Source organism: Halomonas sp. (assembly GCF_052095695.1).
Lineage (GTDB): Bacteria > Pseudomonadota > Gammaproteobacteria > Pseudomonadales > Halomonadaceae > Vreelandella.
Genome location: NZ_JBQDLQ010000042.1, coordinates 1 through 15187 on the forward strand (window position 1 = coordinate 1; position 15187 = coordinate 15187).

General features: G+C 58.8%; 26 protein-coding genes and 1 other RNA gene. 1 reads left to right on the forward strand and 26 read right to left on the reverse strand.

Features of this window, described 5'->3' with window-relative positions; genetic code table 11:
* The 25 genes from ACTH5D_RS10050 to ACTH5D_RS10170 form a co-directional block, all read right to left on the reverse strand.
* Positions 1 to 292 (reverse strand): phage head morphogenesis protein (locus ACTH5D_RS10050; protein ID WP_441670790.1); only part of this gene is annotated, 292 nt, incomplete at its 3' end.
* Positions 282 to 1892: a DUF935 domain-containing protein gene (locus ACTH5D_RS10055; protein ID WP_441670792.1), complete on the reverse strand. Its 1611-nt coding sequence runs from the start codon at positions 1890 to 1892 to the stop codon at positions 282 to 284. The genes ACTH5D_RS10055 and ACTH5D_RS10050, both read right to left, overlap by 11 nt.
* Complete coding sequence (locus ACTH5D_RS10060) at positions 1886 to 3433, reverse strand: terminase large subunit domain-containing protein (protein WP_441670794.1); 1548 nt, start codon at positions 3431 to 3433, stop codon at positions 1886 to 1888. Before ACTH5D_RS10060 ends, ACTH5D_RS10055 begins: the two co-directional genes overlap by 7 nt.
* Positions 3433 to 3981, reverse strand: coding sequence for a DUF3486 family protein (locus ACTH5D_RS10065; RefSeq protein ID WP_441670796.1), 549 nt, complete (start codon positions 3979 to 3981; stop codon positions 3433 to 3435). The genes ACTH5D_RS10060 and ACTH5D_RS10065 overlap by 1 nt, the downstream gene beginning before the upstream one ends.
* Positions 3982 to 3984: 3 nt before the next feature.
* On the reverse strand, positions 3985 to 4287 hold the full coding sequence (locus ACTH5D_RS10070; RefSeq protein WP_441670798.1) for a VpaChn25_0724 family phage protein: 303 nt from the start codon (positions 4285 to 4287) through the stop codon (positions 3985 to 3987).
* Complete coding sequence (locus tag ACTH5D_RS10075) at positions 4287 to 4631, reverse strand: DUF2730 family protein (RefSeq protein ID WP_441670800.1); 345 nt, start codon at positions 4629 to 4631, stop codon at positions 4287 to 4289. Before ACTH5D_RS10075 ends, ACTH5D_RS10070 begins: the two co-directional genes overlap by 1 nt.
* Before the next feature lie 10 nt (positions 4632 to 4641).
* Entirely contained in the window at positions 4642 to 4944 is a 303-nt protein-coding gene (locus ACTH5D_RS10080) for a hypothetical protein (RefSeq protein WP_441670802.1), read from the reverse strand.
* Positions 4941 to 5294: a hypothetical protein gene (locus tag ACTH5D_RS10085; RefSeq protein WP_441670804.1), complete on the reverse strand. Its 354-nt coding sequence runs from the start codon at positions 5292 to 5294 to the stop codon at positions 4941 to 4943. The genes ACTH5D_RS10080 and ACTH5D_RS10085 overlap by 4 nt, the downstream gene beginning before the upstream one ends.
* Positions 5279 to 5902, reverse strand: a complete 624-nt coding sequence (locus tag ACTH5D_RS10090) for a transglycosylase SLT domain-containing protein (protein ID WP_441670806.1) — start codon at positions 5900 to 5902, stop codon at positions 5279 to 5281. The genes ACTH5D_RS10085 and ACTH5D_RS10090 overlap by 16 nt, the downstream gene beginning before the upstream one ends.
* Positions 5899 to 6072: a hypothetical protein gene (locus ACTH5D_RS10095; RefSeq protein ID WP_237673599.1), complete on the reverse strand. Its 174-nt coding sequence runs from the start codon at positions 6070 to 6072 to the stop codon at positions 5899 to 5901. The genes ACTH5D_RS10090 and ACTH5D_RS10095 overlap by 4 nt, the downstream gene beginning before the upstream one ends.
* A 1-nt stretch (position 6073) precedes the next feature.
* Complete coding sequence (locus tag ACTH5D_RS10100; protein ID WP_441670808.1) at positions 6074 to 6373, reverse strand: putative holin; 300 nt, start codon at positions 6371 to 6373, stop codon at positions 6074 to 6076.
* 152 nt (positions 6374 to 6525) lie between these two features.
* Positions 6526 to 6843 (reverse strand): hypothetical protein, encoded by a 318-nt coding sequence (locus tag ACTH5D_RS10105; protein ID WP_441670810.1) that lies wholly within the window; start codon positions 6841 to 6843, stop codon positions 6526 to 6528.
* Positions 6844 to 6870: 27 nt separating this feature from the next.
* The gene (locus ACTH5D_RS10110) at positions 6871 to 7317 is read right to left on the reverse strand and encodes a Mor transcription activator family protein (RefSeq protein ID WP_441670812.1); all 447 of its coding nucleotides are present in this window, start codon (positions 7315 to 7317) and stop codon (positions 6871 to 6873) included.
* Complete coding sequence (locus tag ACTH5D_RS10115; protein WP_441670814.1) at positions 7304 to 7726, reverse strand: gp16 family protein; 423 nt, start codon at positions 7724 to 7726, stop codon at positions 7304 to 7306. The genes ACTH5D_RS10110 and ACTH5D_RS10115 overlap by 14 nt, the downstream gene beginning before the upstream one ends.
* On the reverse strand, positions 7723 to 8127 hold the full coding sequence (locus ACTH5D_RS10120) for a hypothetical protein (protein ID WP_441670816.1): 405 nt from the start codon (positions 8125 to 8127) through the stop codon (positions 7723 to 7725). Before ACTH5D_RS10120 ends, ACTH5D_RS10115 begins: the two co-directional genes overlap by 4 nt.
* Before the next feature lie 9 nt (positions 8128 to 8136).
* Positions 8137 to 8206, reverse strand: an RNA gene (locus tag ACTH5D_RS10125) — hammerhead ribozyme type II.
* Complete coding sequence (locus ACTH5D_RS10130; protein WP_441670818.1) at positions 8205 to 8453, reverse strand: hypothetical protein; 249 nt, start codon at positions 8451 to 8453, stop codon at positions 8205 to 8207. The genes ACTH5D_RS10125 and ACTH5D_RS10130 overlap by 2 nt, the downstream gene beginning before the upstream one ends.
* Entirely contained in the window at positions 8450 to 8692 is a 243-nt protein-coding gene (locus ACTH5D_RS10135) for a hypothetical protein (RefSeq protein ID WP_441670820.1), read from the reverse strand. The genes ACTH5D_RS10130 and ACTH5D_RS10135 overlap by 4 nt, the downstream gene beginning before the upstream one ends.
* A gap of 1 nt (position 8693) precedes the next feature.
* Positions 8694 to 9326 carry a DUF3164 family protein gene (locus tag ACTH5D_RS10140; protein ID WP_441670822.1) on the reverse strand — a complete coding sequence of 211 codons (633 nt, stop codon included), beginning with the start codon at positions 9324 to 9326 and terminating at the stop codon, positions 8694 to 8696.
* A gap of 2 nt (positions 9327 to 9328) precedes the next feature.
* On the reverse strand, positions 9329 to 9736 hold the full coding sequence (locus tag ACTH5D_RS10145) for a hypothetical protein (RefSeq protein WP_441670824.1): 408 nt from the start codon (positions 9734 to 9736) through the stop codon (positions 9329 to 9331).
* Positions 9733 to 10386: a hypothetical protein gene (locus tag ACTH5D_RS10150; RefSeq protein WP_441670826.1), complete on the reverse strand. Its 654-nt coding sequence runs from the start codon at positions 10384 to 10386 to the stop codon at positions 9733 to 9735. Before ACTH5D_RS10150 ends, ACTH5D_RS10145 begins: the two co-directional genes overlap by 4 nt.
* Entirely contained in the window at positions 10383 to 10784 is a 402-nt protein-coding gene (locus tag ACTH5D_RS10155) for a hypothetical protein (protein ID WP_441670828.1), read from the reverse strand. Before ACTH5D_RS10155 ends, ACTH5D_RS10150 begins: the two co-directional genes overlap by 4 nt.
* The gene (locus tag ACTH5D_RS10160; RefSeq protein WP_441670830.1) at positions 10781 to 11419 is read right to left on the reverse strand and encodes a hypothetical protein; all 639 of its coding nucleotides are present in this window, start codon (positions 11417 to 11419) and stop codon (positions 10781 to 10783) included. Before ACTH5D_RS10160 ends, ACTH5D_RS10155 begins: the two co-directional genes overlap by 4 nt.
* Before the next feature lie 2 nt (positions 11420 to 11421).
* Positions 11422 to 12141, reverse strand: a complete 720-nt coding sequence (locus tag ACTH5D_RS10165) for an AAA family ATPase (RefSeq protein WP_441670832.1) — start codon at positions 12139 to 12141, stop codon at positions 11422 to 11424.
* Between the two features lie 41 nt (positions 12142 to 12182).
* A complete protein-coding gene (locus ACTH5D_RS10170) occupies positions 12183 to 14231 on the reverse strand; it encodes a DNA-binding protein (protein ID WP_441670834.1) in 2049 nt (682 codons plus the stop codon).
* A 53-nt stretch (positions 14232 to 14284) separates the two neighbouring features.
* On the opposite strand from ACTH5D_RS10170, the gene ACTH5D_RS10175 reads away from it, so the two are divergent.
* A complete protein-coding gene (locus ACTH5D_RS10175) occupies positions 14285 to 14737 on the forward strand; it encodes a hypothetical protein (protein ID WP_441670836.1) in 453 nt (150 codons plus the stop codon).
* A 12-nt stretch (positions 14738 to 14749) separates the two neighbouring features.
* Here the strand turns inward: ACTH5D_RS10175 and ACTH5D_RS10180 are convergent, their stop codons facing one another.
* Positions 14750 to 15187 carry a hypothetical protein gene (locus tag ACTH5D_RS10180; protein ID WP_441670838.1) on the reverse strand — a complete coding sequence of 146 codons (438 nt, stop codon included), beginning with the start codon at positions 15185 to 15187 and terminating at the stop codon, positions 14750 to 14752.

Sequence of the window (15187 nt, forward strand, 5' to 3'; positions counted from 1 at the left end):
CGCGGCCCGCTTTGCTACCTTCGCCTGTCCAGCCCGTCCACCCACGTTTCGACACGATCTCATTGAACTGGCTTCGGAACTCACCCAGACTTTGCCCGTTGCTGATCGCGTCATCGACCGCGCCGCGTAGATCCGCGAGTAGGTCCGCCTTGGTGGCACCGGCGACTACAAAGGCTGCGTCGTTTTGGTCGCGTGTGATCTGGCCGGAGCGCGTGGTGGGCAGGTTGAGCTTGTTACGAAAGAACGTGACCTGCTCTGGGAACGGGCGGTTGAACTGGGCGCTAATCGGCATTGCCGGTTTCCTCGTCGACCGTTGCGCGACCTGCTAAATCAGCGGCCTCAAAAGCGATGGCCATCACATCAGCAAGCTCGCTTTCGTCCAGGTCATCGAAGGCCGTGGCGATCATCTCTTGCAGCTGCTCTAAACTTTCGGCTTGCTCGGCGAGCTGCTGCACTTGCGTCACCCAGGCATCCACGATCGTCTGCGCGTCGTCGTCGAGCTGGTTGAGGGTGGCGTCACGGTAGTAGCTGGGCTGGCCCGGTTGGATGGGTGCCTGGCGCAGGGCTGCGATTGGTGGCCGTGAGGCAGGAATGCGCAGCGCACCAAACGGGCTTGGTGCTGCCTTTGGCATAAGCACCTCTTCGCCTTCTTGGGCCTTGGGGATGCCGGACTTCTCATGGAACCACCAACTGGGGATTTTCGCACCCATATCCACAAAGGTGGGCAGGCTTTTGGAGAGGCGGTCGAGATCCTCGGTTTCGCCAGTATCCAGGTAAAAGCGCGGCGCGCGGCTGGGCTTGTCGATGCCATAGTTCAGCGCAGCCATGGGCCACAGGATTTGTTTGCCAACGCTACCCGCGTACTGGCGCACGTCGGAGCGTATAAGACTGGTTTGTCCGCGCTCGTGAACATTGCCCAGGGCGTTGGTGTTTGTGCCTTCGCCGGTGCCAGATGTCAGCGTGCCGCCTAGAATGGCCTTGGCTTTGGCGCGCTCGCACCAGTCCATCATGGTTTTGTAGAGGTCGGCGGAGCTACCTTTACCCGCCGCTTCCATGAACTCAATGTCCATGCCTTCAGGGATAATACCCGCCGCGTTCTGGCCCAGCGTAACCACAGCGCGCAGCAGAGTGGCCTTCTCTTTTTCGGTGGCGTTCTTCGGGTACTTCCCGATGCGGGCAGGCATGCCGTAGATTTCCAGCAGCTGCGCCAAGTCGCCTAGCGCGTAGTTCTGGAACAGGTACGGCCACGCCAACATGCGGTGTAAGCCCATGCGTGCTACGTAGCCGCTCTTGGCACGGTGGCGGTGTTGCACCCAGCCCAGCGGCCATAGCTCGGCACCCGTGGCACTGTTGTCGCGTAGGGTGATGCAGTTCTGATCATCCGGATGCAACCTAAACCAGCTGTGCGGGCGTAGCGTGGGCTGCTCGATATAGCGCGTGGCGCCGTCGCGGTTCCACGGTAGCTCCAGGTTGGCCCAGCCGTGGCCGATGCCGGTACCCAAGTCTAGAATCAGGTCTTCGACTTCCAGCCCGCTGAACACTTCCGCTGCTTGCTCGGCGGCTTTCTTCTCGCGGGCGTCGGCGCCGTCTGGCGGTACGATCTGCCATTCGCGTTCCGCGCTTAACTGGCGGCGCTTGCCGAGGTCGGCACCGATCTGGGCATCCTTTTCTTCCATATCATCGAACAGCTCGCTTTGAGCTTTCAGGTCGCCTTGCTCTGCGGCTTCAAGGATCTGGTACAACCGCGCAGGCGTTAGCCCTTTGGTGGGGTGCTCGGAAAACTCGCGCTTGAGCTGCCCGATGCGGGCGTCGTTCTTCGTTTGCTCTTCATCTAGCGCTTGACTGCTCTCGCTGCCAAACAGGCGCTTAATGAGTGACTTGGGGCTTACCATGCGCCGCCTCCTGTGCTTTTAAAACCGCCAAAACCTGTGGGTTCAATGTCATCGCTGTCGTTGTCCTGGCGTGAGCCAGGCAGGGGCGCGGGAGTGAATTCGATCGGGGCTACATCCATTAGGCTGGCGTAGTACGCCATGGCCAGCGCGATAGCGGCATCGCCGTGGCGGTCTTTGCTATCGCCGGTTTTAGCATCGGGTAGCTTGGGCACCCCCTTGATCACTTGCAGGGCGCGCAGGTCATCGACCACGTTGCTGTCGCGCGGAATTAGGATTAGTTCATCTTCAAACGCGGCTTTAAACGGGGGCATGTTGTTCAGGTACCAGCTTTGGGAAAGCATTACGACCTCGACAATGCTTCCGTAGCGCTCTGCTGCTTGCTCTGCCAGGTATTGGCCGTTACCGCGACCATCTAGCGCGCCGCCTTGAAGACGTGGCAAACGATCGGCAATAAAGAACAGCACTTGCTCTTGCTGCTTAAACGGCACGTTGCGCAGCTCGACCAGGAAAGGCACCTGGCGCACAAGCTGCTGGGTGATGGCCATCGGGGCAATGACGGTTAAATCCCCACTGCGCCCAAAGTCTTCCCCAAAGCAGTGGGTTAAACGCGGGTCGAGTTTTTCAAGCAGTGGCAGCAGGTGTTCGTTGCACCAGTCGGCTATCTCCAGCGCCCGGTAGTGCTCGGGTACCGCGTTGAATTCGGCACTGCCTTCAAAGCGAATCACCGGCGCATCGACCATGCGTGCTTCGATCATGGCGCGGGAAAGGTAGGCGCCGCCGCCTGATTTGGGTACGCAGTAGTATTCCTCCAGGGCATCTTCTTTGGTGGCCGTATCCTTGAGTAGGTTGGCCTTAAACTGCTCTTCCGCTTCCGGGCTCCAGGGCTTGCCGCGTACTTGGCAAATGCGCTGGTATAGCCCCTGCTCTAAAGCTTCATCTAGGGTGATACGGTGAATGCTATAGCGCTTTTTGCCTGCGCGACTGTCTTGGATCAGCTCATTGAACAGGTTCTCGACACCGTTGTGTGTGCTGATCAGGCGCACCTTGGCGCCCCACATAGTGAGGGCTAGCGCGGCTTTGAGTACTTCGGCGAGCTGATCATGGTGTGCCGCTTCGTCAATGGTGACGTTACCCTGGCGGCCCCGCATGTTGCTGGGGCGGCTGGATAGAGCTTGGATCTTGAAACCGCTGGCAAAGTGGATGTTGAAGGTAAGGATGTCTTTATCCTCATCCTTGTAAAGCTCTTCCTGGATGTGCGAGGCGGCGCGGTTGAACGCCTTGGCCCACATGGCGCAGGCATCGATAAACTCGATGGCCATGTCTTTGTTAGAGCCCACATAGAAGTGGTTGGTACCACCGGCGGCTTTAGCGGTGCTAGCGGTTAGCACGGCATCCGCCGCTTCGCCCCAGGTTAAGCCGGTACGGCGGCTTTTCTCTGCGATCTTGAGATCGGAGGTGTCTTCGATCCAGGCCTTTTGGTAGGGCAGCAGAATGGATTTAGGCAGCGCGGCAGCGGGCGCTGTGGACTGTGCGGCGCTCATCAAGCAATCCCCAGGATGTCACGCTTGATGGCGTCGATGGCTTCGCGGCTCATGCCTTGGGTGGCCATGCTGCTTTCTGCCTTCTCAGCGGCTTCTTTCGCCACTTCCACCCGCAATTCTTTGGCCCACTTTTTCTGGCTAAGCGATACGCGGCCAATATCCGCTAAGGCTTTGGTGACGCTGGAAAGGTGCTTAGCCGCCACATCAGGTTCGTGCTCGGCTTTGCGCATGGCGATAGAGATACGCAGCAACTGGTCTTGCACGATCCGCGCGGTCGCGTCGATCAAGTGGCCGCTTTCGTCTTCGCCTTCGCTCGCCATGGCGCGGGCAAGCTCGGTGGTCTTACGCACATCGCCCATGGCCTCTTCGAACTCTTCCTGCAAATCCTGGCCATAACGATGCACGCTTGATTTGGAAACGTTATAACCGCGTTCGCTAAGCCACCCGGCTAACGCCTCATAACCCTGAAAGCCGCTGCTGACCAGGCGCTCGTTGAGCTGCTCGCGTACCTCTTGGGGCAGGTCGAATACTTTATTGCGGGGAGGCATGGCTCATGCTCCTGGGCGCGGTTTGGCAACGCCAGGCACATTGGCGAGGCCTTCAGCGCAATCAGCACCACGGCCTGTCAGCGTAATCACCCACCCGGCGCGGGGCTGCTGGGTAATCACCAGGCCTTGCTCATCCAACCACGCCAGGTCTGAGTGCAAGCGGTCACGGCTGATATGGTGCGCATAGGCACCTTTCAGCTCGTCGTTTAGCGAGTACTCATTGGTGGTAAACTGGCTTCGGCGCGAGAGAATGCGCAGAATAACCAGGCGGCGGCCTTCGGTTTCAAAGTCGGCATAGCTCTGCATTAGTGGCCTCCACGCGGTTGGTTCATGAGATAGTCACTCATGCGGTTAACCTGCACCGACGTCGCCTTTTGGCTGGCACTAATTTCGGCCAGCAGCACGTTGGTATTGGTCATCTGCTCTTGCAGCTTTCGCAGATCCGCATGGTTGGGCAGACGCTCCATCTGGTGTTCGAGTTTCACCACCTGTTTCTCGACGCCATCAATGCGCTGGTGCGTTTCTTTGATAGCGGATTGGCTGGCACGATGCTTGTTCAGCCAAAAAACATACACGGCCATTACGCCCATAAAGAGCGCTTGCAGTACGTCAAACACCACCTTGGCGGCTGACCAGTTGATTATTTCCACGTTATTCCCCTTACTCGGTTTCTTCGTCGTCGGCGCTTTGCGCGCACTTATCAGCATGTTCGCGAATGCGGGCGACTTTCAGCCAACCGCGTGTTGCCCAGTGGTGTAAGTCGGTGATGTAGAGCGCTACGTCGTCTTGGGTGTAATTGCCCAAGGGACGCAACGGTTGGCGTTCGGGTTCGGTCATGCCTGCCGGGGCCGCGCACATGTACACGCTGATGGCTGGCGGTGAGGGTATTGGCTCTGGTGGCCTGCTGCCGCAGGCGGCCAGCAATGCCCCGGCACCTATAATGACGATGGCTTTCAAGGTCATGGCAGGCTCTCCAAGGTGTCACGCAGCACAGGGGCCACTGGGCCATCGTCACTGGCGGGTGAGCGTTGGATGCGTTGGCGCAGGCTTTCGTAGTCCTCAGCCTGCTCGGCCAGTTCATCCTGAAGCGCTTGAACAGCCGCTTCGGCGTCTCGGTAGCGCTGCTCAGCTTCGTCTAACTTGTCGGCGACCTCATTGGCTTCCAACTGCCAGGCATCACGCTTGTCGGTCATTTCCGATAACGCTGAGCGTTCAAGGGCAAGCTCATTGGCGAGATCACTTGCCTGCCATGTCTTCCACAGCAGAGCGACAGAAAGCGCCACCAGCATAAAAGTCGTTACACGCTGGAGCATGGCGCACCCCCTTGCCAGCCTGCTTGCGTATAGCGGGGCGTGAGTTCCAAAAGGATGTGGCGCACGTAGTGGCGGTTTTCTCGCAGGGCCCAGCCAGCACGGGCGGTGTACTTCTCGACGCTGCCAAACCAAACGCCGGGGTTATCCCCGGCGGCGCGTGCTAAGCGTTGGTCACGTTGCACCCAGCCCAGCCCACCGTTGTAGGCACTCAGCGCAAACGCCCAGCGTTGGCATTCATCCACGGCACTGCTTAGCCTCTGCCAATGCCACTTGTTGTACCGTGCTTGGGCTCTCATGGCCCAGTCGGGGGAATACGGCGCAGCGCGACCCAGGTCGGGGTAAATCTCAGCGATCCAGGTGCTGGTAGTCGGCATAAACTGGCTAAGCCCCTGCGCACCTACGGGGCTGTTGACGTTGGAACGCCAGGCGCTTTCCTGGTGGATCTGCGCGGCATGAACGGCTACACGGCCATTCATGCCCCATTCCTGTTGCACGATGCGGGTTAGCTCGCGCTCATAGCCGTTGGCTGCGCTGGGTATCTGGGCGTTAGCCGGGGCGCAGGCCATTAGCGCTACCAGCGTGATAGCAGCTAGCAGCAATCGAATCATGCGCGTGCCTCCTGCAACTGAGTAGAGGCACGCTGCACCACGTCTTGCAGCTGCATGTAGAGCACCAGCAGCTTGGGGCCCGCGTTGGGCTGGCCTTCTAGCGCTTTGATTTCAGCGGCAAGGCGGGTGCCTTCTTCAAGTAACCAATCGGTGTTGGCGGGGGCACTCACGCTATACCCCCAAGCCAAGGGCGAGGATGGCGGCGGCAATGATGATGACTCGGCGGAGCATGAACAGCGGTAGAAGTGGTCGGTCAGCGTCGCTATCGACCCAGGCACCGGGGCGTGCATACGGGAACATTGAGCGGTCGATCCAGTAACCCAGATAAGCGCCCCAACACAACTTGGTAAGCGACCAGAGCAATACGCCGAGCTGGTGCGGGTATAAGAAGCCCACGGCAATCGACGTGATGATAGCGAGGATCAACCAGGGGCCGATGCGGAATTTGTCGAATAGGGAGTGGGTGTTCACGGTGGTAGCCTCAGTGCAAAGGGTGCGGTGCAGTGAGGTTCAGGCTAAGGGGGATTGGCTAGGCGCCGGGAATCAAGCGGTTTAGGAGTTTTGCGGGGGCTAGAAAGCAAACAACCCGCCGGGGCGGGTTTGTTGGGATATCGAGCGGTTGATCAACTCGGGCAGTCGGTGATCCACATCACGTTAAACGTAGGTAATTGAGATTCTAGATAGACGACGTTGCCCTCATTGTTTGTAATAAAGCGCTCATAGCCAGAGTAAGCACCATAAGCATTTTTCCCGTTAACCTCTCCACAGACGCTATAAAGTCCTCTTCTTTCACCCCCTTTCACGTTTCTAAACTGCGCTGAGCTCGGGTCTCGCAGCCTCTCGGCCACCGCATCTTTTGCTTTGTCTATTTCAGATACGGATGGTTTACAGCCGGCTAGCATTGCAGCACTGATAATTGTAATCCCTACCAATACTTTCATATCGTTCCCCTAATTATTGAGGCTAGCTTAGCCGTTTGCGCTGTCGCCGAAAAGGTCTGACTGCATGCGGGCGCGGGCGAGCTTACGTTGCTCACCTAGAATGCTGTAAACCTGCGCCTCTGTAAGCCCGTAATCGTCGACCAGTTGCGGGATATTGTCGCCGGTGTGACGCTCCCATATTTCCCGGTCACGCAGGGCGCGGTCTAGCTGGCGGCCCTGGGGCACGTACAGGCTACGGCCACCGGCAAAGGCGCTGATAGCACGCACGGCAGCAAAGGCGCGGCGGCGCGCCACCTTGGGTTCATCACCGGCGCGGATGTGGGCGTTCTCGACCACGGTGAGCATGTCGCTTAACCCCTGCGGCCACTTCTTGAGGATCTCCGGGTCGAGGTAATCAAGGGCATCCGTGGGGATGCCGAAGCCTAGATCCAGGTTATCCACATGCTGTTGTTTTCTAAAATCAGGCGAGTTCATCGGGGTACCGTCCTTGCCGTTTTGCGTCGATGATCAGCCCAGTCATCAGGCGGTGTAGCTGGTCATCGTCCAGCCAGTCCACCCGCTCAACGTCAAACATCCGCTTTGCCATGCTGTCTGCGTAGGCCCAAGGGCGCTTTGCGTGGGTGAGCATTGCTTCAATCTTGCTCATCACGTTTTGGCGCGAGCGCGGCGGGCGCGGTGCTTTCCGGCCTGCCTTCTTAGCGGGCTTCGGCTCAAATCCCAAGCGGCGAAACTCAAACATCACACCGCCTACCGTCTTATTTGTGAGTTCTTTGGCACTGCTCACGCCCGCGGTGCGGGCGAGAATGGCGCGGTAGTCTTCATCGGTTAGGCCTAGTTGTGCCTTGGCGATATGGATTTGAGCCAGCTTGCCTTTGGTGATCATGACGCCACCCCATCGGCCTTGATCTCAAGATCAGGGAAGTGCCTCTTGAGGTGAGACACCGCAGCGCCCTCGGTGCCAAAATCGGGCACTACGCCGATCACCCGAGGCGCTACCATTCGATCGGCTTCTTTCTTGCCATATATACGTTTCAAGCTCGGGTAAGCTTTTTTTGGATATGCCGCCCGTTTCAATGGCCGCCAGAATCGCCCTTGGGCATGCACTGGCTTACCGTCCTCGGTTTTTGTCCATTTGAAGTCCACACAGCCGTCTACGTAGACGCGGACAAAGATCTTCTTTCCGTCATGCACCTTGATCATTGACAGCGTGTGCCCATCCGCCAGCAGCTCTACTGAACCGTGCAGGTGGTTTAAGCGCTCTTTGATATCTTTCCACTTATCCATTCTTCACCTCATTGGCTGCTCATCAGTGCTGGGCCACCACGCCCAGCAGACGCCCTGCCATTGGCAGGGCGTTTCGCTTACTTACCGAATTGCCTTTTCTTCAGTACGTTGCTGGCTTGTGTTTGTAGGCGTTGCACATCGCAGGGCTGTAGCCCGCTGACGATTTCCAAGAGCCCCTCCAGGGCTTCTTCCATTTGGTCGACGATCTCAAGCTGATTACCGTCAAAGCAAACGGCGACCACTTGGCCACCCTGGAACTCGGTAGCCGCGCTGTAGCTCGGCTGAACGCCTTCAGGGAAGCGAACAACGATGGTGTGCTCGTTCATGCGGCACCTCGGTTAGCGCGATGAGTGATGTGATAGCGGTACTGAATGCCCGCCGCAGGGTCTGAATCGCGTAGGTAGTCGTTCACCACGTTGACCTTTGGGCCGTACACCTGGCGCGCTACGGCTAGCGCCGCTTCACGGTGAGTGGTACCAGTGGCGCGCTTGCCGCGTAGGGTGGCGACAAAGCCACCGATAGCGGGGCTAACGCGGATAGAGGAAGCGTTGGGTATGCTCGTCATCTCACACCCCCGCCATATCTAGGCTGATGGGCTGATACTGATTGGTGCTGCCGACGCGCTCATAGATACGGATGTAGCTCTTGGAGCCGGTGACTTGCACGGCGTCTGAGATGGCATCCATGGCTTTTAGCCAGCGCTTGTCCTGAATGTTGAGGCGACGCAGGCCTAGCACTTGGCCGGTGCGGATGTTGCCCGCCGTATCGACGCGGAAGGCGTCTTGTACGATGGTGGCCACTTCGGGCCGGGCGTCAGTTGTCCAGTCGCGCAGGCATTCTTCAATCAACCCCTTGGCCGCCTGTAAGCGCTCATCAAAGGTGATGGTTTCGGAGATAGCGCGCAGCACCTTGTACTTGCCGCAGAAGCTGACTAGCTGCACGTTGCCTTTCTTGCCGCCGATCTGAACGTCGTATTCCAGTGCTGACGTTTCGATTAGCGCGGCGATCTCGCTAAACACATCGGCTTTAAAGTCTTTGAGCTGGTCGCGCAGTTCAGTAGCGCGGTCGACAATCGAGAGCACCAGTTCGTCGCGCACTTGGTCAATCGGCTTGATCTGCGATTCGGGAATCAGGCGGCCTTTGGCGTCCATGCGGAAGCCCTCGGGTATTGGCTGGTTATCTGTAGCTGGGCTGTTCATGTTCAAGCTCCTTTACGGGCGAAGTTGGCGTTGCTGTTACGGGCATTTTTGTGGCGGTGGTGGTGCAGCGGCTCTACAAAGGCACCGTTGCGCTGGCGGATCGCTTTGTTGTTGCCGATGCCCAGCAGGAATTCTTCCCATACGGCATAGACGCCGGGCAGTTGGAAGGGCTCGTCTGCTTCTGGCGTTGGCTCGCTGGCGGTAGCCGCTAGGCCGGTATCCCATTGCTGCCAAATGCGCAGAACGGCAGCCTGCTGGGCAGGCAATAGCGGCTCAGGCTCTAGCGCTAGGCGCTCAAACTGGGCCGGGCTAATCAGGTACTCGGCGAGGTTCACGCCATGGCGGGCCATGCGCAGGGCGATGAAGCGGTCGGCGTAGTGTTCAATGTGGGCATCGCTGTAGGTTCTCATTGCTGTTCTCCTGCGTTGGCCGCACCTTTCAAAAGCTCCGATAGGCGCTTGGGGGCGCTGGCTTGTTCGTTCTTTTTGGCGGTTTGGCGCTGGCCTTTCTGAGGCGTGGCCACGGTGGATTGGCGATTGGCCATACGGGCATGTTCTGCAAGCACGTCATCGGTGGAGCGCTCACGCAGTGCCGCTGCTGGGGAACGGTTTGCGGGATGTTTGGCACCGCTCTTGTCACCATTCCGCTTTGCCTCTTCTTGCTGTTTTTCAATCTCACCGGCGTGGCGGTCGGCACAGTTGGCCACCACTTCATATAGGTAGCCGTGGCTGCTGAGCGGTAGGTTGCTGGGTGGGCGTTCGAGCAGTTGATCCAGTGCCAACATCCACACCTTTAGCGGGGCATCTCGCGTGATGCCCTTACGCTCTATCACGCCGCTGGTGATGGTTTCTTTCAGCTCGGTCAGTAAGCGGGCTGATTTGGCGCTGGCCAGCGCTCGGCTAGCAGGCCGGAACATGCCGAGATAGCGCACGATGCGGCTGCTCAGCATGGCGGGCATTTCCAGCGCGGCGGCCAGTGCCTGATTGTGTTCGCCCTGGGTCACGAAGGCGGCCATATCGCCGGTCATTCCGCACTCGGGGCAGGTGGCTTTAAGGGTCATTGGTCTTCTCCCTGCTGACGGTCGGGGTTGTGCGGGCATGACTGACAGTGCCGCCACATCCGCATCGCCATAGGGTTGTGGGTGGGCGCTGGGCGAGCGCGGTAGTCGCGGCACTGCTCAACGCTAATCGTGAGCTGCTGCGCGGGGCACTGAAGGCCATCCAGAGCCAGCAGCACTTTCTTTTCGATGCTCTCTGTAGAAGGGCTTGGGTAGCGGTTAGCCAGTGCCAAAGAGACCGCTGACCTGGATACCCCAATGCGCTCACCGGTGATTTTGCGGTTAGTTGCGCGTACTTCATCTGCTAACAGCGCGATCCAGCGCGGTGGCTCTTCGCCCCAGTTAGAGATGTCGACGGTACGGGTACGACGAATCACGCCGTTCTTGATAGGCATGCTCATGGCTCACCCCCTTCGGTTTTGGTCACTCGCGAGTAGACGACTTCGCCGGTGTTGGGGTCATAAAGCTGCTTGGTGCGGCGGATCTGCGGCGCCATTGGCCCCGTCCAGCGGCTCGGCACCAGCTGAAAGCGTGCGGGCACGCCTGGCTTGCCTTCCCTAACGGTTTTCACGTACTCGGCACGGCTGAGCATGGTGAGGTACTCATCGGCGGCAGCGCGGGATACCGGCGTTGCCGCTGTGGTGGCAGCGTCAGCTAGCTCTTGCCCGGTGCAGGTGCCGATGATTTTGAGCGTGCGCCATAGCTGCTCACGCCCTGGCGGCGGTGGCTGCGAGCCATCACGTCGCACGCGGGGGGCTTCCACGCCTACGTCACGCTTGAGCATATAAATAGCCGTGGTAGCGGGCAGCGCATCCGGGTTACTGCGCACTAAAAAGCCACCTGCAATGAGCGCTCTGAGGTAGTCACTAACATGGCCATCGGTTAAGTCGTGCTCGCGTTTGAGCGCGATACGGATGCCTTGCGTCGTGATCAGGCCGTCTTCCGCGTGCTGGTGACGGATGGCGTCCCAAATGCGTTGGCGGGGCGTGACATCCCCCGCTAGGGTAGATAAAGAAGGTTTGCGCTTGATAGACATGATTACCCCCTCCGCGCCGGTGGTTGGCCGGTGTGGATCTCACGCTCGCCCCATTCCCGTAGGCCAACCATTGTCCAGCCTTGGGCGGTGGCTTCTGAGTGGATCTGATAGAGGTTGACGGCGACACGGCGTAGGCAGCCTTTTACCCGGTCGTTTACCGCTTCCAGCAGGTCGTCTTCGATCTCGATATTGGGGTAGCTCTTGTCAGCCAGTGCGCGGACGTCATCCAGGCTGGCGGCTTGGGCGGGCACCCACTCTAAGACGCGGTTGTGCAAGCGTTCCAAGCGAGCCATTGACGCAGGCACGCGCTCTTCACCGATCAGAACCAAGGTGCCTTGGCTGGCGTTATAGATATCGGTGAGGACGTTGGCGGCGGCTTTGTCGATCACGTACTGGACGTCATCGACAATCAGCGGACGGCCTGAGCGGGAGAGCTGCTCGGCGATCTGGTCGACCATCTCGCTGAGCGTTTTCATGGGGATGATGCCCATCTCGCGCAGCACGGCGACCACGGACGCTTTCTTCGTCCAGCTTTCGCGGCACTCGACGTAGTAGGCACGGTGCATGTTGGCGGCATAGGCAGCTGCTAGGCTTTTGCCGTAGCCGCTGGGGCCATACATGACCACTAAGCCAGGCAGTTCTGAAGGTCGGTTGGCGGCGCTCTCAACGGCAGCGGCTAATAGCCCGACGTTGGTGAGTGGTACAATAGTGTTGACGCTCATAGTGCTTCCTTATCGAAGGTTGGGGTGTCGTGGGCCGTGGTCTAGACGGCCCGTCGGTTGCGGGCGGGTGACAGCCCGTCCGCTTCCATTACGCGCTGGATTGCGCGGAAATCGTTGTGGTGCTGGTAGCTGTCGTGCCACTGGCGTGCCTGTTCGGGCATGTCTTCGTTCTGCTGAAGCTGGGCATCCAGCTTTTGCCAAAGCCGATAACGCTCGACCTTGTTCTGGGGTATCTGAAAACGTGTGCCTTGATCGGCCAGTTGCTTGGCGTAGGCGCGGCCTGCGGCTGCCTGCTTTTCGTCTGAATAGCTGGCGGCGGGGGTAATCGCGCGGATCTCGACATCACTGCCGGTGATGGTTTTAGCTTTCTGCGCCAGGCGGTTGAGCTGGCCTTTTTCCCGCTTCTCGGCAGCGCGCTGGATCATCGTTGCAGGCATAGCAGGGGTGGCGTTGCCGTCTAATATGGCGTCGCCAAGGTGTTCACCTTCCAGGGTGTAGACGCCGACGCTGCCGGTATCGCGGTAGTCCCATGCCACGCGGATCTCTTCGCCGTGCAGGTCGCGTAGGGCATCCAGGAAGTAGAGACCACCGTTGATGCGTACTTCGCCACGGTTGGTTTTGCGCACTTCCTGGGGGCGCATGAGTGAGGCGACCACATCCGAAGGGGCAGTGAGCGCTTCAAAACCTTCCGCTTCGGCGCTCTTCCAGGCTTCCATGGGGCTTTGGTTGCGCAGTCTTCCGGTGTCTAAGTCGCGAACTTTGGAAAGCCCTGTATGCGGGCGGTGGTTATAGACGTTTAATGCGTCGTTTAAGGAATCAAAGAACTCCTGAAACGTGGGTATTAGCGCGGGTTTTAAGCCCTTTTTAATATCGCGGCGGCTTAACTTGTGCGCTTTAGTCGAGGCTTCTTTATCCATGTCCGCGCCGATATAGCTGTCCATTGTTTTAGCAAGCTTCACCAGGGTGCTTTGGTGGGCGCGCTCGATCACGCCGCGTGCCTGTGAGTTATAAGGCAGCGAGTGGGTAATGGTGCCGCCAAGGCGATCGACCACTTCATAAATAGTGGCGTTGGCAAAGCCTGATCCGTTATCGACGTAAAACAGGTTGAACATGCCGACGCGACTAACGGCATCGCGCAGCGCATCCAGCGTGGCCACGGTGGACTCGGCAAGGTTCAAGGCAAAGCCGACGATCCGGCGCGTGGCCCAGTCGATAATCAGCGTGACCTCGGGCCGGAAGGCTTGGCCGGTCAGTGGGTTGATCACTTCGGCATCAAAGGTATGGCCATCCGCTACCCACACATCGTTAGGCCATAGCTCAGCACTGGTGCGGCGCTTGAACGGCTGGAGCGCTTTAAGCTCATGGGCCCCCATTCGGCCACGCTCACGCGCTTCCGGTGACAGCTTGGCAAGCCAGCGGCGCACTTGGTGTATAGAGGGGTGCGGCGGCGGGGTCTGTTCGACCAGCAGCTGGTAAGCAGCTTCAACGCTCGGCTTTTGCGGCTTCTGGTAGCGCTTAAGGAAATCACCGGCCCATGCGGGCATGCTCATATCCGCTTGGCGGCGTTTAGGCGCTAGGCCGCGTTCGCCGTGCTTGCGGAAGTCAGCGATCCAACGCTTGAGGGTGCGCTCGCTCAGGTTGCGCGTCTCTGTCTTGCGGTCGTTGGCCGGCACCACACGCTGCTTAAGGTAAGGCGTTAGATCGTCTTCTTTGGCGTGGGCAACTAACGTTTCAATGGCGCGCTGCTGGCTGACCATCTTGCTCATGCGTTCGATCTCACGCACGAAGGCAACGCGTGCGGTCATCACTTGGCGCTGGGCGTCGGTGAGTTGCTGCTGGCCTGGGCGCTGCTCTTCTGGCTGAGGCGCTACTGTGCTGGTAGGCGTGGGCGCGGCGTTATCTGCCTGGGTCAATAACAGGGCGTTTTGGGTTTCAGTGGGTAGCACGGCGAAGGCGTATTCCACCGCTTTGCTACCCAGGCGCTGCTGGCCTTCCCAGCGGTGACGCTTGGCATGTTCACGCACGTTGCGTTCTGTGCCGGGGAGTCCTGGTAACCCGGCCAGTTCTTTGGCGGTGTACCAATTACCCATCGAGACCTCCCTGTGCGATATTGTTGCAATCGCAATAAACGGAGTTCGCAGCCATGGCGGATGAAAATGAGTTCCTGGAAGTGCAGGAAGAATTAGGCGAAATCAGAGAGGCTATGGAAGCACTAGAGTCTAAAAACGAAGCCTTACAAGAGGTGTTATTCGCCTTGTTAAATAGCCTTCCAATAGAGCCGGAGAAGTTGGCAGACATCATTGATCGCACCCTTGACGATTGGCTTCTGAAGAACCGGAGCCTTGGCTCTGTCTCTTCGCAACTTTTGCTGCGCGTAAGAGATGACGCGCTCGCCAAGTTGCCTGCATCGAATCAGGGTTTGCGCGGAGCCATTCCTCGACCGGCGCTGCGAGCGGTTCCGATACAACGTCGCAAAGAAGAGGCTCTCGGTGAGACCACCGAGAAGAGTGAAGCGACTGATCTGACGCGCGACGACAAATCGAATTCAACTCCTCACGAACCAACGCGCGGATGGCACCCCGAAAAGGACGAATAAGCATTTCTCTGATCATTCCTCTTCTCCCATCAGCTTTTTCAGCTTGCGTAGATCCGCATTCACGCGCTCTTGAACGCGCGACAACTTCCCGTACTCCGCTGCCAGCGCCTCGCGGCCATAGGCCACCCGCCCACCACGTAAGTGAACGATCCAATCGGTAAAGGCGTGGCTCTGGCACACCTCTTCAAGAAGCGGAATGCGATAGAAAGGGATGTTGTGATCACTGCGGGCTGGCGAACTCCAGGCGTCGAGCATGTGCTTGGAAACATCATCACCGGAAAGGCGGCTCATTTGTGCGGCCACTTCGTAACGGTCGACAGGGCAGTCTTTCATCACGATGCCGACAAGCTCGCTGACCTGGGCGGCATAGTTCCCGCTACCCGGCATGGGCACCACTGGCGCGGGCACCTCAAAGATGTCTAATGTTAATTCGTCTTTGACACGTCGCAT

Bases quoted from the DNA above. Each gene is read 5' to 3' on its own strand.
- ACTH5D_RS10055 (WP_441670792.1), bottom strand. From the start codon at position 1,892: ATGGTAAGCCCCAAGTCACTCATTAAGCGCCTGTTTGGCAGCGAGAGC.
- ACTH5D_RS10060 (WP_441670794.1), bottom strand. From the start codon at position 3,433: ATGAGCGCCGCACAGTCCACAGCGCCCGCTGCCGCGCTGCCTAAATCC.
- ACTH5D_RS10065 (WP_441670796.1), bottom strand. From the start codon at position 3,981: ATGCCTCCCCGCAATAAAGTATTCGACCTGCCCCAAGAGGTACGCGAG.
- ACTH5D_RS10070 (WP_441670798.1), bottom strand. From the start codon at position 4,287: ATGCAGAGCTATGCCGACTTTGAAACCGAAGGCCGCCGCCTGGTTATT.
- ACTH5D_RS10080 (WP_441670802.1), bottom strand. From the start codon at position 4,944: ATGACCTTGAAAGCCATCGTCATTATAGGTGCCGGGGCATTGCTGGCC.
- ACTH5D_RS10085 (WP_441670804.1), bottom strand. From the start codon at position 5,294: ATGCTCCAGCGTGTAACGACTTTTATGCTGGTGGCGCTTTCTGTCGCT.
- ACTH5D_RS10090 (WP_441670806.1), bottom strand. From the start codon at position 5,902: ATGATTCGATTGCTGCTAGCTGCTATCACGCTGGTAGCGCTAATGGCC.
- ACTH5D_RS10105 (WP_441670810.1), bottom strand. From the start codon at position 6,843: ATGAAAGTATTGGTAGGGATTACAATTATCAGTGCTGCAATGCTAGCC.
- ACTH5D_RS10110 (WP_441670812.1), bottom strand. From the start codon at position 7,317: ATGAACTCGCCTGATTTTAGAAAACAACAGCATGTGGATAACCTGGAT.
- ACTH5D_RS10115 (WP_441670814.1), bottom strand. From the start codon at position 7,726: ATGATCACCAAAGGCAAGCTGGCTCAAATCCATATCGCCAAGGCACAA.
- ACTH5D_RS10120 (WP_441670816.1), bottom strand. From the start codon at position 8,127: ATGGATAAGTGGAAAGATATCAAAGAGCGCTTAAACCACCTGCACGGT.
- ACTH5D_RS10130 (WP_441670818.1), bottom strand. From the start codon at position 8,453: ATGAACGAGCACACCATCGTTGTTCGCTTCCCTGAAGGCGTTCAGCCG.
- ACTH5D_RS10135 (WP_441670820.1), bottom strand. From the start codon at position 8,692: ATGACGAGCATACCCAACGCTTCCTCTATCCGCGTTAGCCCCGCTATC.
- ACTH5D_RS10140 (WP_441670822.1), bottom strand. From the start codon at position 9,326: ATGAACAGCCCAGCTACAGATAACCAGCCAATACCCGAGGGCTTCCGC.
- ACTH5D_RS10145 (WP_441670824.1), bottom strand. From the start codon at position 9,736: ATGAGAACCTACAGCGATGCCCACATTGAACACTACGCCGACCGCTTC.
- ACTH5D_RS10150 (WP_441670826.1), bottom strand. From the start codon at position 10,386: ATGACCCTTAAAGCCACCTGCCCCGAGTGCGGAATGACCGGCGATATG.
- ACTH5D_RS10155 (WP_441670828.1), bottom strand. From the start codon at position 10,784: ATGAGCATGCCTATCAAGAACGGCGTGATTCGTCGTACCCGTACCGTC.
- ACTH5D_RS10160 (WP_441670830.1), bottom strand. From the start codon at position 11,419: ATGTCTATCAAGCGCAAACCTTCTTTATCTACCCTAGCGGGGGATGTC.
- ACTH5D_RS10165 (WP_441670832.1), bottom strand. From the start codon at position 12,141: ATGAGCGTCAACACTATTGTACCACTCACCAACGTCGGGCTATTAGCC.
- ACTH5D_RS10170 (WP_441670834.1), bottom strand. From the start codon at position 14,231: ATGGGTAATTGGTACACCGCCAAAGAACTGGCCGGGTTACCAGGACTC.
- ACTH5D_RS10175 (WP_441670836.1), top strand. From the start codon at position 14,285: ATGGCGGATGAAAATGAGTTCCTGGAAGTGCAGGAAGAATTAGGCGAA.
- ACTH5D_RS10180 (WP_441670838.1), bottom strand. From the start codon at position 15,187: ATGCGACGTGTCAAAGACGAATTAACATTAGACATCTTTGAGGTGCCC.